Source organism: Citrobacter sp. RHBSTW-00944 (genome assembly GCF_013615435.1).
Classification (GTDB): Bacteria; Pseudomonadota; Gammaproteobacteria; order Enterobacterales; family Enterobacteriaceae; genus Citrobacter; species Citrobacter braakii.
On the sequence record NZ_CP055418.1, the window covers coordinates 4689100 to 4704540 of the forward strand.

A 15441-nucleotide genomic window follows, 5' to 3' on the forward strand; every position below is an offset into this window, starting at 1 on the left:
TTTTTTATCCTATAGACGAAGCTATCCATGATGAATGATTCTTTCTGCCGCATTATCGCAGGTGAAATTCAGGCTCGTGCTGAACAGGTAGAAGCTGCCGTTCGCCTGCTTGACGAAGGGAACACCGTGCCGTTTATCGCACGTTATCGTAAGGAAATCACCGGCGGTCTGGACGATACGCAACTGCGTAATCTGGAGACCCGTCTGGGATATCTGCGTGAACTGGAAGACCGCCGTCAGGCAATCCTGAAATCTATCGGCGAGCAAGGCAAACTGACCGACGATCTGGCGAACGCGATCAACGGCACGTTAAGTAAGACCGAACTCGAAGATCTCTATCTGCCGTACAAACCTAAGCGCCGCACCCGTGGGCAGATAGCCATTGAGGCCGGACTGGAGCCGCTGGCAGATCTGCTGTGGAACGAACCGTCCCATGACCCGGAAACAGAAGCTGCAAAATATCTCAACGCTGAAAACGGCGTGGCCGATACCAAAGCAGCCCTCGATGGCGCACGCTACATTCTGATGGAGCGCTTCGCCGAAGACGCTGCGCTGCTGGCAAAAGTGCGTGATTATTTGTGGAAAAACGCCCATCTGGTTGCCGCCGTGGTTAATGGTAAAGAAGAGGAAGGCGCTAAGTTCCGCGACTACTTCGATCACCACGAACCTATTTCTACCGTTCCATCCCACCGTGCGCTGGCCATGTTCCGTGGTCGTAACGAAGGCGTGTTGCAGCTTTCACTAAATGCCGATCCGCAATTCGATGAGCCGCCAAAAGAGAGCCACGGCGAGCAGATTATCCAGGATCACCTGGGACTGCGCCTGAACAACGCCCCCGCTGACAGCTGGCGTAAAGGCGTTGTTAGCTGGACGTGGCGCATCAAAGTGCTGATGCACCTTGAAACTGAGCTGATGGGTACCGTGCGTGAACGTGCGGAAGATGAAGCGATCAACGTCTTTGCCCGTAACCTGCATGACCTGCTGATGGCCGCCCCGGCCGGGCTGCGCGCCACAATGGGTCTCGATCCGGGACTGCGTACCGGCGTAAAAGTGGCGGTGGTTGACGGTACCGGCAAGCTGGTCGCGACCGACACTATTTATCCGCATACCGGCCAGGCAGCCAAAGCCGCCGTTGCCGTGGCGGCGTTATGTGAAAAATACAACGTTGAGCTGGTCGCGATTGGTAACGGTACGGCGTCGCGCGAAACCGAGCGTTTCTTCCTCGACGTGCAGAAACAATTCCCGAAAGTGACCGCGCAGAAGGTGATCGTCAGCGAAGCCGGGGCATCGGTTTACTCTGCTTCCGAGCTGGCGGCGCTGGAGTTCCCGGATCTCGATGTTTCGCTGCGTGGCGCGGTGTCTATCGCCCGTCGTTTGCAGGATCCGTTGGCGGAGCTGGTGAAAATCGATCCGAAATCTATCGGCGTGGGCCAGTATCAGCACGATGTAAGCCAGACGCAGCTGGCGCGCAAGTTGGATGCGGTGGTGGAAGACTGCGTGAACGCCGTCGGCGTCGATCTGAATACCGCTTCCGTGCCGCTGCTGACCCGCGTTGCTGGCCTGACGCGCATGATGGCGCAAAACATCGTCGCCTGGCGCGATGAGAACGGTCAGTTTCAGAACCGTCAGCAACTGCTAAAAGTTAGCCGCCTGGGGCCAAAAGCCTTTGAACAGTGCGCGGGCTTCCTGCGTATCAACCATGGTGATAACCCACTGGATGCTTCTACCGTTCACCCGGAAGCTTATCCGATTGTGGAACGCATTCTGGCCGCAACCGAGCAATCGCTGCGTGACCTGATGGGCAACAGCAACGAACTACGCAATCTGAAAGCAGCCGATTTTACCGACGAACGCTTCGGGGTGCCGACCGTCACCGACATCATCAAAGAGCTGGAAAAACCGGGCCGCGACCCGCGTCCTGAATTTAAAACCGCGCAGTTTGCTGATGGCGTAGAAACCATGAACGATCTGCTGCCGGGAATGATTCTGGAAGGGGCAGTCACTAACGTCACGAACTTCGGCGCGTTTGTTGATATTGGCGTTCATCAGGATGGTCTGGTGCATATCTCTTCATTGTCGAATAAGTTCGTCGAAGATCCACACACCGTGGTGAAAGCGGGCGACATTGTGAAAGTGAAAGTGCTGGAAGTTGACCTGCAACGTAAGCGTATCGCACTGACCATGCGTCTGGACGAGCAGCCGGGTGAAACCAATGCGCGTCGCGGCGGCGGGAATAACGATCGCACTCAAAGCAATCGCCCGGCGCCAAAAGCCGCGAAACCTCGTGGTCGTGACGCACAGCCTGCGGGTAACAGCGCCATGATGGATGCGCTGGCGGCGGCAATGGGTAAAAAACGCTAGTGTGACTTTTGTGCCGGATGGGGGGTGTAACCTCCTTATCCGGCTGACTTGTCGCAATTAATTTGTAAGCCGGATAACACGCGTATGCGTCGCCATCCGGCATATTTAGTCTATTTCCCGCTTTTTACCGCCATATATTTATCACTTCATTAACAGATGAAACCTTAATTAAACATTAAGATCCTCACTAATTATTTCCGTGAATCATTCGTTCCCAACCAGAATAAATATTGAGGAATATCAAAATTGGCGCAAATTATTATCCAATTGTACATTCCGTCACATTTATTCTATTGATGATAGAAACCATTCTCATTATCATTGATCTGTTGATTATTTACTCTTTCCTTACGTTGGCTAATCATCTGGCCTCATGCCGCCTTGCCGCCCCATGAGGTAATCATCCAGTTAGCGAGATATAAGTAGGCCCCTATGCAATTCACTCCTGACAGTGCGTGGAAAATTACCGGTTTTGCCCGTGAAATCAGCCCGGCTTATCGTCAGAAACTGTTGTCACTTGGCATGCTACCCGGCTCCTCTTTCAACGTGGTGCGCGTCGCCCCACTCGGCGATCCTATCCATATCGAAACGCGTCGCGTAAGTCTGGTATTGCGTAAGAAAGATCTGGCGTTATTAGAAGTGGAAGCGGTTTCCTGTTAATACAGTGAGTCTATAAAAATGAAAAAACTAACCATTGGTTTAATTGGCAATCCTAATTCCGGCAAGACAACTTTATTCAACCAGCTTACCGGCGCACGCCAGCGTGTAGGCAACTGGGCTGGCGTTACCGTTGAGCGTAAAGAAGGTCATTTCGCAACGACGGACCACCAGGTCACGCTGGTTGATTTACCCGGCACCTATTCTCTGACGACAATCTCATCCCAGACCTCTCTCGATGAGCAGATCGCCTGTCACTATATTTTAAGCGGCGACGCGGATCTCTTGATCAACGTGGTCGATGCTTCAAACCTTGAACGCAACCTCTACCTGACATTGCAACTGCTTGAGCTGGGCATCCCCTGCATCGTCGCGTTGAATATGCTGGATATTGCCGAGAAGCAGCAAATCCGTATCGATATCGATGCCCTCTCCGCTCGCCTTGGCTGCCCGGTGGTTCCGCTGGTATCCACCCGCGCCCGCGGCATTGAAGCGCTAAAGCTGGCGATCGATCGCTACAAAGAAAACGACACCGTCGAGCTGGTTCATTATGCCCAGCCGCTGCTGCAGGAAGCGGATTCCCTCGCCGATGCGATGGCCAAAGATATGCCGTTAAAACAGCGCCGCTGGCTGGGCCTGCAGATGCTGGAAGGCGATATCTACAGTCGGGCCTACGCGGGTGATGCCGCGCAAAACCTTGATGCCGCCATTGCACGTCTGAGCGAGACAATGGACGATCCGGCACTGCATATCGCCGATGCGCGCTATCAGTGCATTGCCGCTATCTGCGATACCGTCAGCAACACCCTGACGGCAGAGCCGAGCCGCTTCACCACCGCAGTAGATAAAATCGTCCTCAACCGCTTCCTCGGGCTGCCGATTTTCCTGTTCGTGATGTACCTGATGTTCCTGCTCGCCATCAACATTGGCGGCGCGCTGCAACCGTTGTTTGACGTCGGCTCCGTAGCGCTCTTTATCCATGGTATTCAGTGGATTGGCTACACGCTGCACTTCCCGGACTGGCTCACTATCTTTTTGGCGCAAGGTCTTGGCGGCGGGATTAACACCGTGCTGCCACTGGTACCGCAAATCGGCATGATGTACCTGTTCCTCTCCTTCCTTGAAGACTCCGGTTACATGGCGCGTGCCGCGTTTGTAATGGACCGTCTGATGCAGGCGCTGGGACTGCCGGGCAAATCGTTTGTCCCGCTGATCGTCGGCTTTGGCTGTAACGTACCGTCAGTGATGGGCGCACGTACGCTGGACGCCCCGCGTGAACGTCTGATGACCATCATGATGGCGCCGTTTATGTCCTGTGGCGCTCGCCTGGCGATTTTCGCCGTCTTTGCCGCAGCGTTCTTTGGTCAGAACGGTGCGCTGGCGGTCTTCTCACTGTACGTACTGGGCATCGTTATGGCGGTATTGACTGGCCTGATGCTCAAACACACCATCATGCGTGGCGAAGCAACGCCGTTCGTGATGGAGCTGCCGGTGTACCACGTGCCGCACATTAAGAGTCTGATTATTCAGACCTGGCAACGCCTGAAAGGCTTCGTTCTGCGTGCGGGTAAAGTCATCATCATCGTCAGCATTTTCCTCAGCGCGTTTAACAGTTTCTCGCTGAGCGGAAAAATCGTCGACAACATCAACGACTCTGCTCTGGCTTCCGTCAGCCGCGTAATCACGCCGGTCTTCAAGCCGATTGGCGTTCACGAAGATAACTGGCAGGCAACCGTAGGTCTGTTCACTGGCGCGATGGCGAAAGAAGTGGTTGTCGGTACGCTGAACACGCTCTATACCGCAGAAAACATTCAGGAAGAAGAGTTCAACCCGGCAGATTTCCACCTCGGTGACGAGCTGCTCGGCGCGGTAGATGAGACCTGGCAAAGCCTGAAAGACACCTTCAGCCTGAGCGTACTGGCTAACCCTATTGAAGCCAGCAAGGGCGACGGTGAAATGGCTACGGGTGCAATGGGCGTGATGGGCGAAAAATTTGGCAGCGCTGCCGCCGCTTACAGCTACCTGATTTTCGTGCTGCTGTATGTGCCGTGTATTTCGGTAATGGGCGCTATTGCACGTGAATCCAGCCGTGGCTGGATGAGCTTCTCGATTCTGTGGGGCCTGAACATCGCCTACTCTCTGTCGACGCTGTTTTATCAGGCGGTCAGCTACAAAGAGCACCCGACCTACAGCCTGGTGTGCATTTTAGCTGTCATCCTGTTTAACATTGTGTTGCTGGGCCTGCTGCGTCGAGCTCGCAGTCGCGTGGATCTCGCACTGCTGGCGACCAACAGGACGGCAAGCTCCTGCTGTTCCAGCACCACTGGCGACTGCCACTAAGGTTATCGACAATGGCATCGCTTATTCAGGTTCGTGATTTATTGGCTTTGCGGGGACGCATGGAGGCAACTCAAATTAGCCACACGCTGCACACCCCGCAACCCATGATTGACGCCATGCTGAATCAGTTAGAAAAGATGGGCAAAGCGGTGCGGATTCAGGAAGATGCCGACGGGTGTCTTTCCGGAAGCTGCAAGAGTTGCCCGGAAGGTAAAGCCTGCCTGCGCGAGTGGTGGGCTTTGCGCTAGTTCGATGCCGGATGGCGCTACGCTTCCGGTCTAAAAATGACTGCAAACGTCCTGGCCGGATAAAGCGTTTATGCTGATATCCGGCTTTTTGCGTAATGGATTCCACAAAGATGTCTCTGTTTCAGCAAAGCAGATCTATCCTCCAGCCTGGCGCGCATCGTTATCAACTCGTGGATGATTACTGGCGACCAGGGAAGTAGAGTCTCGTCATCTTGTTTCTCAGGTGACGGATCGCCATGAATACTGACACGACTGCTACGCCGCATGACGCGATTTTTAAAACGTTCTTAAACCACCCTGCTACCGCACGCGACTTTCTTCGGCTCCATCTTCCAGCCTCTTTGCAAAAACTGTGCGATCTGAAAACGCTACAACTGGAATCGGGCAGCTTTATTGAGGACGATTTGCGCGCGTACTATTCCGATGTGCTGTGGTCATTAAAAACCCGCGAAGGCGATGGCTATATTTACACCATCATTGAGCATCAGAGCACCGCCGATGCCCATATGGCATTTCGGCTGATGCGTTATGCCATTGCGGTCATGCATCGTCATTTGGCTGCAGGTCACAAAAAACTCCCGCTAGTGATACCCATGCTTTTTTATCATGGCGCGGCAAGCCCATACCCCTACTCACTCTGCTGGCTGGACGAATTTGACGACCCAAAGGCCGCCAGACAACTTTATACCGCAGCGTTTCCACTGATCGATATCACCGTGGTTCCCGATGACGAGATCATGCAGCATCGCCGGATGGCGCTGTTGGAACTCATCCAAAAACATATTCGTAAACGCGATTTGATGGGGCTGGTAGAAAAACTGGCCATCCTGATTATTAAAGGACACGCTAATGACAGCCAGTTGAAAGCCTTGTTTAATTATCTAATGCAGGTCGGGGACACCGCACATTTTACCGAGTTTCTTCATGAGGTCGCCGAACGTTTACCCCAACATAAGGAAAAGTTGATGACTATCGCCGAAAGATTACGACAAGAAGGGCATCTTAATGGTCTTCAGGAAGGCCATATGAAAGGGTTACAAGAGGGGTTACAAACGGGCTTGCAACAAGGTAAACGAGAGGAAGCTTTACGTATTGCATCAACCCTGCAGGCTGATGGTATCGACCCGCTGACCATCTTCAGAATTACCGGACTGACCGCTGAGGATCTGGCTACGCGCAGCCATTAATCTCAAGCCCGGTAAGCGCGGCTCTACCGGGCAACACAACAGATTTATAGGCGTTTTTTTAACGCCACCAGCGCTGCGCAGAACTCTGCAGGATGCGAGATAAACGGTGCATGCGCCGCTTTAGCAAATATCAACGACTCGCTATGCGGCCACAGGGCATCGAGCATTGGGACCACTTTGCGCGGAACCAGTCCATCGAGATAGCCGTACAACCGCAGAAAAGGCATGTCCACAGCGCACAGAGGCTCACGCAGATCGACCGTTTTCAGGATCTCCAGTCCGCCATTGAGCACCTCGACATTCGGCATGGGTAACGCCAGAACTGTTTTCTTCAGTGCCCGCGAATCCTGACGCGCGGTGTCCGTGCCCATCGTCTGCAACGCCAGAAAACGTTCCACCGTACGCTGGAAATCTTCGCTCAACTGCTGCTGGAAACCTGCCAGCACTTCTGGCTTGATACCCGGCCACTCGTCGCTCGCGCTAAAGCAAGGGGAAGACGCCACGGTCACCAGCGCCTGAACACGTTCAGGATGGTTTAACGCCACCTGGCTTGCGACCAGCCCGCCCAGACTCCAGCCGAGCCAGATGGCTTTCTCCGGCGCCTGTTTTACTACCCGCTCAGCCATCTCTTCCAGCGACATTGCGCCGAACCCCTGGCTGCGACCAAATCCCGGTAAGTCGACAAGATGCAGCGTGAAATGCGAACTCAGTTCCTCGCTTATGCAATGCCACACTTGCGCATTCAGTCCCCATCCGTGCAGCAGCACAAGATGGCAATTTCCCGAACCCTGGGTCTGCCACCAGATGTCATTCATCAGTTATTGTTCTCTTTTAGCCTGAAAGGATGCTTCTATGCTAACAGTACCGGGATTGTGCTGGCTATGCCGAATGCCCCTGACGTTAGGGCATTGGGGGATCTGTTCAGTCTGCACACGGGCAACGCATCAGCACGTCAGCCGGTGCCCTCAATGTGGACTCCCTGCCGCGCATACCGTCGTTCCCTGCGGGCGCTGTCTGCAAAAACCACCGCCGTGGCAGCGACTGGTTACCGTCAGCGACTATGCTCTGCCGTTGAGCGGGCTTATCCACCAGCTCAAGTTTTCCCGACGTGGCGAAATGGCCCCCGCTCTTTCACGCTTGCTGTTGCTGGAGGTATTACAGGCCCGGCGCGTCAGCGGTCTTCCTCTGCCGGACAGGCTCGTCAGCGTCCCGCTCTGGCAACGCCGGCACTGGCGCAGAGGGTTTAATCAGAGCGACTTACTGTGTCGTCCCCTGGCCCGCTGGCTGGGCTGCGATTGGGACAGCCGGGCCATCACGCGGGTTCGGGCAACCGCCACACAGCACCATCTCAGCGCCCGATTACGTAAACGTAACCTGAAAAACGCCTTTCGCCTTGAATTGCCAGTGCAGGAACTCCATATGGTCATTGTGGATGATGTCGTCACTACCGGAAGTACCGTCGCGGAAATCGCGCAGCTGCTTTTACGCAACGGCGCGGCGACTGTCCAGGTATGGTGCCTGTGTCGAACCTTGTAGAGCCTCGATGATGGGCGTATTATAACCAAGTAAAATAGTCAACTATTAGGCCATTACTATGATCCATATTTCCGATGCTGCACAAGCGCACTTTGCCAAACTGCTGGCAAATCAGGAAGAAGGGACACAAATCCGCGTATTTGTGATTAATCCCGGCACGCCTAACGCTGAATGCGGCGTTTCTTATTGTCCGCCGGACGCCGTGGAAGCAACCGACACCGCCATTAAATTTGACCTGCTGACCGCATATGTTGATGAACTGAGCGCACCGTATCTGGAAGATGCAGAAATCGATTTCGTTACCGACCAGTTAGGCTCCCAGCTGACCCTGAAAGCACCAAACGCCAAAATGCGTAAAGTTGCCGATGATGCGCCGCTGATGGAACGCGTGGAGTACATGCTGCAATCGCAGATCAACCCACAGCTGGCAGGTCACGGTGGTCGCGTCTCTCTGATGGAAATCACCGATGAAGGCTACGCTATTCTGCAGTTTGGCGGCGGATGTAACGGCTGTTCAATGGTAGATGTAACGCTGAAAGAAGGTATCGAGAAGCAGCTGCTGGCTGAATTCCCTGAACTGAAAGGCGTTCGCGATTTAACCGAACACCAGCGCGGCGAGCACTCTTACTACTAACGCCTCAACCTGTAGAGTTTCCGTAGGCCCGTTAAGACGCATCCGCGCCGCCATCGGGCATTGATGCCGGATGGCAGCGTAATCGCTTTATCCGGCCTACAACCTTGCATTTCTCCGCATATTTCCTGCAACAATCCCCCTCATAATTTGACCAGCCTCTCATAATTTAAATTTTGCCTGCCCAGGTGATTTTCAAGCGCCGTATGTTACCCGTATCATTCGCATCAGCACCTAACACACACATAACAGCCAGCTAAACTGATTAGTTTTGAAGGCAACCAGCATTGGTGCTGAGAATGCTCTGTTCCCGGTCGGGACAATCGGAATTTGTCATCTAAACACTGACGTTACCCATAACAAAGTAAAGGCCAGGTAAATCATGCCATTAGTCATCGTTGCTATCGGTGTAATCTTGTTACTCCTCCTGATGATCCGTTTCAAAATGAACGGTTTCATCGCTCTCGTCCTGGTGGCGCTTGCTGTCGGATTGATGCAAGGGATGCCACTGGATAAAGTCATCGGTTCGATTAAAGCCGGCGTCGGCGGAACCCTTGGCAGCCTCGCCCTGATTATGGGTTTTGGCGCCATGCTGGGCAAAATGCTGGCGGACTGCGGCGGCGCACAGCGCATCGCAACCACCCTGATTGCTAAATTCGGCAAAAAACATATTCAGTGGGCGGTGGTATTAACCGGCTTCACCGTCGGTTTTGCCCTGTTCTACGAAGTCGGCTTCGTGCTGATGCTGCCGCTGGTGTTCACCATCGCCGCTGCTGCCAACATCCCGCTGCTGTATGTTGGCGTGCCGATGGCTGCAGCGCTGTCCGTAACTCACGGCTTCCTGCCGCCGCACCCAGGTCCGACCGCTATTGCCACCATTTTCCACGCAGATATGGGTAAAACCCTGCTGTTTGGTACGATTCTGGCAATCCCGACCGTTATTCTCGCCGGTCCGGTGTACGCTCGCTTCCTGAAAGGCATCGATAAGCCAATCCCGGAAGGTCTGTACAGCGCGAAAACGTTTACCGAAGAAGAGATGCCTGGCTTTGGCGTCAGCGTCTGGACCTCCCTGGTACCGGTTATCCTGATGGCGATGCGCGCCGTGGCGGAGATGATTCTGCCAAAAGGCCACGCTTTCCTGACGGTGGCAGAATTCCTGGGTGACCCGGTTATGGCAACGCTTATCGCGGTGCTGATTGCGATGTTCACTTTTGGTCTGAACCGTGGACGTTCGATGGATCAGATCAACGACACGCTGGTGTCCTCCATCAAAATCATCGCGATGATGCTGTTGATCATTGGTGGTGGCGGTGCCTTCAAACAGGTCCTGGTGGATAGCGGCGTGGACAAGTACATCGCGTCAATGATGCACGGTTCAAACGTTTCTCCGCTGCTGATGGCATGGTCTATCGCTGCGGTACTGCGTATCGCACTGGGCTCCGCAACCGTTGCAGCGATCACCGCTGGTGGGATTGTGGCACCGCTGATTGCAACGACCGGCGTAAGCCCTGAGCTAATGGTTATTGCGGTTGGTTCCGGTTCCGTCATTTTCTCCCATGTGAACGATCCGGGCTTCTGGCTGTTCAAGGAGTACTTCAACTTGACCATCGGTGAAACCATCAAGTCATGGTCAATGCTGGAAACCATTATCTCCGTCTGCGGTCTGGTAGGGTGTCTGCTGCTGGGTATGGTGGTCTGATATAACTGTGCCGGGTGGCGCTTCGCTTACCCGGCCTACCTGCTATCACCCTAAAAAAGCCGGGGAAATCCCCGGCTTTTTTACTTCTTCTTCGCGGCCGCTTTTCGGCGCTTATCCAAATCCTTAATCAGCTTGTTCACACCGTCATCGGCAAACATCTGCTCCAGCGTGGCGGTGAGCTTACGCCGCCAGTTTTTGTACTGGTCGCTGGTCCCGGGAATATTGACAGGCTCAGCCATATCCAGCCAGTCTTCCGGTTGCAGGCCCAACAGCGCACTGTTGCTGTCAGCGATGTAGCGTTGCATGCCGCGATTAAGAATCGGCGTCATCGACATCAGTGACGCCTTGTGACCAGCACGTTTTGGCAGGCACCCGTATTTGTGCAGCGCGTCCAGCAGCCCCTGTTTCGCCAGTTCTCTGTCCTGATACAGCCCACGCAGCACGACTTCATCCGGGTACAGACCCAGCGCCTTACCCAGCGTCAGATCGCCGCTATCCCAATAACCTTTAAGCGTAGGAAGGTCATGCGTCGCCGCGACTGCCATTGATTGTTCCGGGTACGCTTTCGGCGCGCGGAAGTTTTTCTCATGGTCATTCTCAAAATAAAGCACTTTGTAGGAGTACACGCCGCTGTCACGCAGCTTGCTGACGATCTCTACCGGCACAGTCCCCAGATCTTCACCAATTACCATGCAGTGATGACGTTTACTTTCCAGCGCCAGAATTGAAAGCAGATCGTCGACCGGATAATGCACGTAGGCGCCGTGATCGGCAGTTTCACCGTAAGGGATCCACCACAGACGCAGCATCGACATAACATGGTCGATACGCAACGCACCGCAGTTCTGCATATTGGCACGCAGCAGTTCGATAAACGGTTCGTAAGCGCGTGCCGTGATGATATGCGGATCCATCGGCGGCAATCCCCAGTTTTGCCCGAGCGGACCGAGAATATCCGGCGGTGCGCCAACCGAGGCTTTCAGGCAATACAACTCGCGGTCGCACCAGGTTTCCGCCCCGCCTTCGGCCACGCCGACAGCCAGATCGCGATATAATCCAATCGGCATCGCAAAGCCCTGGCTGGTTTTCCAGCAATCAGCAAACTGGGTATACGCCAGCCACTGCAACCACAGGTAGAAATCCACTTCATCACGATGCTCTTCGCAAAAGCGCTTTACCTCTGGCGAATCCACCGACTGGAAAGCTTGCGGCCACACCGGCCAGCCCCAGCGCAGTGCGTCCTCTTTCACCTGATGTGCATGCAGCGCGTCAAAGGCCGCCTGCCAGTACAGGCTATCCCCTTCCTGAATCACAAACTGACGAAATGCCGCCATCTGCTCATCGTCACGTGCAGAGAAGCTTTTCCACGCCATACGCAGCGCTGTCATCTTCAATGCGGTAACGGCAGAATAATCAACCCACTCGGTATCACGCGCGCGTTGCAGAGCTTGCTGAGTCGCGGGTTTCTGCCACCAGGCCTGCGCCTCTTTACTCAGGCGAAAATCGTCTACTGCGTTCACATCAATATAAATAACGTTCAGCCAGCGGCGTGACGACGGGCTGTACGGACTGGCACTCTCCGGGTTCGCCGGATATAGCGCGTGAATCGGATTCAGGCCGATAAACGCGCCGCCGCGTTGCGCCACCTCCACCAGCATGGCACGGAGATCGCCAAAGTCGCCAATCCCCCAGTTTTTTTCTGAACGCAGGGTATAGAGCTGAACGCATGCGCCCCACAGCTTCTGCCCGGCTAACAGAGCCTGCGGCTCATAGCAGCGTTTCGGCGCGACGATGATGCGGCAATGGGTACGCAACTCCCCCTGGGTGAGGGTAAGCGTGTGATACCCTTCCGGCAGCTTCGCCGGAAGGTTGAACGATTTACCGCCGACGGCATGCCCTTTGTGCTGCACGCCCTCTTCGGTGGTCAGCAGCCAGGTAAACTCTCCGCGTCCCTCAACTGCCAGCGGCATTTTCTTACCAGCGGTATAAACCATGACATTCGGCACCGGGGTCACCGCCACCTGAGCGGTGGCGGTGGAGCGATGCATAGCGTCAAGCAAACGCCGCTTGGTTTCGACGCCAATAGACTGCGGTTTACCGTGGGCATTAATGTAATTGGGGCTGATCCCCGCCGCCAACGCGGCATTATCCAGACGTTTGCTTTCCATCGCGATTCCTTAACGTTTCGCCTGCCAGATACGAGTCTGATAATCGCGGATGGAGCGATCCGAACTGAACATGCCGCAACGCGCGGTATTCAGAATCGCCGCCCGGGTCCAGGCTTCCTGGTCACGATACAACACGTCAACCTGCTTCTGGGCTTCAACATAGGCCGCGAAGTCCGCCATTAACAGATACGGGTCACCGCCCTGCTTGCCGATACTGTGCAGCATCTGGTCGAAGGCATGTTTATCGCCGTCGCTGTACTTCCCGCTTTCCAGCTCTTTCAGAACAGCATCCAGCACTTTATCTTTCTTACGCCATTTCACCGGGTCGTAACCTTTGGCCTTGAGCGCCTTCACCTCTTCCACGGTATGACCAAAGATAAAGATATTCTCGTCACCTACCTTCTCGGCGATTTCGACGTTTGCGCCATCCAGCGTACCGACGGTTAACGCACCGTTCAGCGCCAGCTTCATGTTACCGGTGCCGGAAGCCTCTTTCCCTGCAGTGGAGATTTGCTCAGAGATATCCGCCGCTGGGATCAACATTTCCGCCGCTGAGACACAATAATCCGGCAGGAATACGACCTTCAGCTTGTCGCCCACTTGCGGGTCGTTATTGATGGTTTCTGCGACCTTGTTAATGGCGAAGATGATATTTTTCGCCAGGTAGTAACCCGGAGCGGCTTTCGCGCCAAACAGGAATACGCGCGGCACGCGATCGGCCTGCAGGTTCTCACGGATTTCTTTGTATAACGCCAGAATATGCAGCAAGTTGAGGTGCTGACGCTTGTACTCATGCAGGCGTTTAATCTGAATATCAAAGAGAGCGTTAGTCGTTATCTCAATACCGGTACGCGCTTTAATAAACTTCACCAGACGCGCTTTGTTCGCCAGCTTGATGTCACGATACTGCTGACGAAACTTCGCGTCGTCGGCGTATTTTTCCAGGTTAATCAACTGATCGAGGTCGTTGGCCCACTCTTTTTTCAGCGATTTATCCAGCAGCGCGGCAAGTGCCGGGTTGCACTGCTTAATCCAGCGACGCGGAGTAATCCCGTTAGTGACGTTATGGAATTTGTTCGGCCAGAGCTGATGATATTCCGGGAACAGATCCTTCACCACCAAATCGGAGTGCAACGCCGCCACGCCGTTAACCGCAAAGCCGCTGACCACGCACATGTTGGCCATACGCACCTGTTTGTTGTGCACCACCGCCAGCTTCGCCCAAACTTCAGCGTCACCCGGCCAGGTTTTCTCGACCAGCTTCTTAAAGCGGTCGTTAATCTCTTTGATGATTTGCATATGGCGCGGCAGTAGTGCTTTCACCAGCTTCTCGTCCCAGCACTCAAGCGCCTCTGGCATCAAAGTGTGGTTGGTATAAGCAAAGGTCTTACTGGTAATAGCCCACGCATCGTCCCAGCTCATCTGGTGCTCATCAATCAGCACACGCAGTAACTCAGGGATGGCGATGGTCGGGTGAGTATCGTTGAGCTGAATCACCTCAAAATCAGCCAGCTCATGCAGTTTACGCCCTGCCAGATGATGGCGGCGCAGAATGTCAGCTACGGAGCAAGCGCACTGGAAGTATTGCTGCATCAGGCGCAGCTTTTTACCCGCGGTGTGGTTGTCGTTCGGGTACAGCACTTTGGTCAGTTTTTCAGCGTCGATGCCCTGCTGCTCTGCGCGCAGGAAATCGCCGTCATTAAATTTGGTCAGGTTAAACGGATGCGCGTGGCTGGCCTGCCACAGACGCAGCGGTTGCGCCACGCCGTTACGGTAGCCGAGAACCGGTAGATCCCAGGCCTGGCCGGTGATAATAAACCCCGGCTCCCAGTGCCCTTCTTTGGTGACCTTGCCGCCAATCCCTACTTGCACATCCAGTGCCTCGTTGTGACGGAACCACGGATAGCTGCCGCGATGCCAGTCATCCGGGGCTTCCATCTGCTGCCCATCGGCAAACGACTGACGGAACAGGCCGTACTGGTAGTTGAGACCATAGCCCGTCGCCGATTGACCGACTGTCGCCATCGAATCAAGGAAGCAGGCCGCCAGGCGCCCCAATCCACCGTTACCCAGCGCCGGGTCGATCTCTTCTTCCAGCAGGTCGGTCAGGTTGACGTCATGGGCTTTCAGCTCATCGCTCACCGCCTGATACCAGCCGAGATTGAGTAAGTTGTTGCCAGTCAGACGGCCAATCAAAAACTCCATCGAGATGTAGTTAACATGGCGCTGATTTTTTGCCGGCTTCGCCGCAGGCTGGGCGCTGAGTAACTCAGCCAACGCCCCACTCACTGCCTGCCACCACTGGCGCGACGTCATTTCTTGAGCCGACAGTAAACCGAAGCGCTGCCACTGACGCGTCAGGGCAGCCTGAAATTGATCTTTGTTGAAAGTAGGCTGTGACATAGGGGTTCCAGATCCTTAGGTAATAAAACAACGTTATCGCTAGTTTGCCAGGCTCGTTGTTGACCTTCCTCATCCTGGCACGGATTAGGCAGGGAGGAGGAGCGGGGATGAGCATAAAAGTGTGATCGCCGCCACTTAAAGAGGGTGTTATCGCCCGTAAATTCGCGTAAGTCCGGCATAACGCCCCTGTAATGCCCAACGGACGGCGCAT

General features: G+C 54.6%; 11 protein-coding genes. 8 read left to right on the forward strand and 3 right to left on the reverse strand.

Going from position 1 to position 15441, the window contains the following annotated elements; all coding sequences use genetic code 11:
- Positions 1 to 27: 27 nt before the first annotated feature.
- The 5 genes from HV334_RS22850 to HV334_RS22870 all read left to right on the forward strand — a co-directional run bounded on the left by HV334_RS22850 (position 28) and on the right by HV334_RS22870 (position 6793).
- Positions 28 to 2361 (forward strand): Tex family protein, encoded by a 2334-nt coding sequence (locus HV334_RS22850; protein WP_049283094.1) that lies wholly within the window; start codon positions 28 to 30, stop codon positions 2359 to 2361.
- A 432-nt stretch (positions 2362 to 2793) separates the two neighbouring features.
- Complete coding sequence (gene feoA, locus HV334_RS22855) at positions 2794 to 3021, forward strand: ferrous iron transporter A (RefSeq protein ID WP_003023519.1); 228 nt, start codon at positions 2794 to 2796, stop codon at positions 3019 to 3021.
- Positions 3022 to 3039: 18 nt separating this feature from the next.
- Entirely contained in the window at positions 3040 to 5358 is a 2319-nt protein-coding gene (feoB, locus tag HV334_RS22860) for a Fe(2+) transporter permease subunit FeoB (protein WP_016157644.1), read from the forward strand.
- A gap of 11 nt (positions 5359 to 5369) precedes the next feature.
- On the forward strand, positions 5370 to 5606 hold the full coding sequence (gene feoC, locus HV334_RS22865; protein ID WP_003023516.1) for a [Fe-S]-dependent transcriptional repressor FeoC: 237 nt from the start codon (positions 5370 to 5372) through the stop codon (positions 5604 to 5606).
- A 236-nt stretch (positions 5607 to 5842) separates the two neighbouring features.
- Positions 5843 to 6793 carry an Rpn family recombination-promoting nuclease/putative transposase gene (locus HV334_RS22870; protein WP_103283370.1) on the forward strand — a complete coding sequence of 317 codons (951 nt, stop codon included), beginning with the start codon at positions 5843 to 5845 and terminating at the stop codon, positions 6791 to 6793.
- A 44-nt stretch (positions 6794 to 6837) separates the two neighbouring features.
- Here the strand turns inward: HV334_RS22870 and bioH are convergent, their stop codons facing one another.
- On the reverse strand, positions 6838 to 7608 hold the full coding sequence (bioH, locus tag HV334_RS22875; RefSeq protein WP_181220930.1) for a pimeloyl-ACP methyl ester esterase BioH: 771 nt from the start codon (positions 7606 to 7608) through the stop codon (positions 6838 to 6840).
- Positions 7609 to 7645: 37 nt separating this feature from the next.
- On the opposite strand from bioH, the gene gntX reads away from it, so the two are divergent.
- The 3 genes from gntX to gntT all read left to right on the forward strand — a co-directional run bounded on the left by gntX (position 7646) and on the right by gntT (position 10659).
- Entirely contained in the window at positions 7646 to 8329 is a 684-nt protein-coding gene (gene gntX, locus HV334_RS22880) for a DNA utilization protein GntX (protein WP_181220931.1), read from the forward strand.
- A 58-nt stretch (positions 8330 to 8387) separates the two neighbouring features.
- Positions 8388 to 8963, forward strand: coding sequence for a Fe-S biogenesis protein NfuA (gene nfuA / locus HV334_RS22885; RefSeq protein WP_003023509.1), 576 nt, complete (start codon positions 8388 to 8390; stop codon positions 8961 to 8963).
- Between the two features lie 379 nt (positions 8964 to 9342).
- Positions 9343 to 10659 carry a gluconate transporter gene (gene gntT / locus HV334_RS22890; RefSeq protein WP_003023507.1) on the forward strand — a complete coding sequence of 439 codons (1317 nt, stop codon included), beginning with the start codon at positions 9343 to 9345 and terminating at the stop codon, positions 10657 to 10659.
- Positions 10660 to 10739: 80 nt separating this feature from the next.
- On the opposite strand, the gene malQ is transcribed toward gntT, so the two are convergent.
- Both malQ and malP read right to left on the reverse strand, forming a co-directional pair.
- Positions 10740 to 12827 carry a 4-alpha-glucanotransferase gene (gene malQ, locus HV334_RS22895; protein ID WP_049040647.1) on the reverse strand — a complete coding sequence of 696 codons (2088 nt, stop codon included), beginning with the start codon at positions 12825 to 12827 and terminating at the stop codon, positions 10740 to 10742.
- A gap of 9 nt (positions 12828 to 12836) precedes the next feature.
- Positions 12837 to 15230, reverse strand: a complete 2394-nt coding sequence (gene malP / locus HV334_RS22900) for a maltodextrin phosphorylase (RefSeq protein WP_181220932.1) — start codon at positions 15228 to 15230, stop codon at positions 12837 to 12839.
- Between the last annotated feature and the right edge of the window lie 211 nt (positions 15231 to 15441).

Coding starts and splice junctions, on each gene's coding strand:
- nfuA (WP_003023509.1), top strand. CDS start 8,388: ATGATCCATATTTCCGATGCTGCACAAGCGCACTTTGCCAAACTGCTG.
- malP (WP_181220932.1), bottom strand. CDS start 15,230: ATGTCACAGCCTACTTTCAACAAAGATCAATTTCAGGCTGCCCTGACG.
- gntT (WP_003023507.1), top strand. CDS start 9,343: ATGCCATTAGTCATCGTTGCTATCGGTGTAATCTTGTTACTCCTCCTG.
- bioH (WP_181220930.1), bottom strand. CDS start 7,608: ATGAATGACATCTGGTGGCAGACCCAGGGTTCGGGAAATTGCCATCTT.
- feoA (WP_003023519.1), top strand. CDS start 2,794: ATGCAATTCACTCCTGACAGTGCGTGGAAAATTACCGGTTTTGCCCGT.
- HV334_RS22850 (WP_049283094.1), top strand. CDS start 28: ATGATGAATGATTCTTTCTGCCGCATTATCGCAGGTGAAATTCAGGCT.
- malQ (WP_049040647.1), bottom strand. CDS start 12,827: ATGGAAAGCAAACGTCTGGATAATGCCGCGTTGGCGGCGGGGATCAGC.
- feoC (WP_003023516.1), top strand. CDS start 5,370: ATGGCATCGCTTATTCAGGTTCGTGATTTATTGGCTTTGCGGGGACGC.
- feoB (WP_016157644.1), top strand. CDS start 3,040: ATGAAAAAACTAACCATTGGTTTAATTGGCAATCCTAATTCCGGCAAG.
- HV334_RS22870 (WP_103283370.1), top strand. CDS start 5,843: ATGAATACTGACACGACTGCTACGCCGCATGACGCGATTTTTAAAACG.
- gntX (WP_181220931.1), top strand. CDS start 7,646: ATGCTAACAGTACCGGGATTGTGCTGGCTATGCCGAATGCCCCTGACG.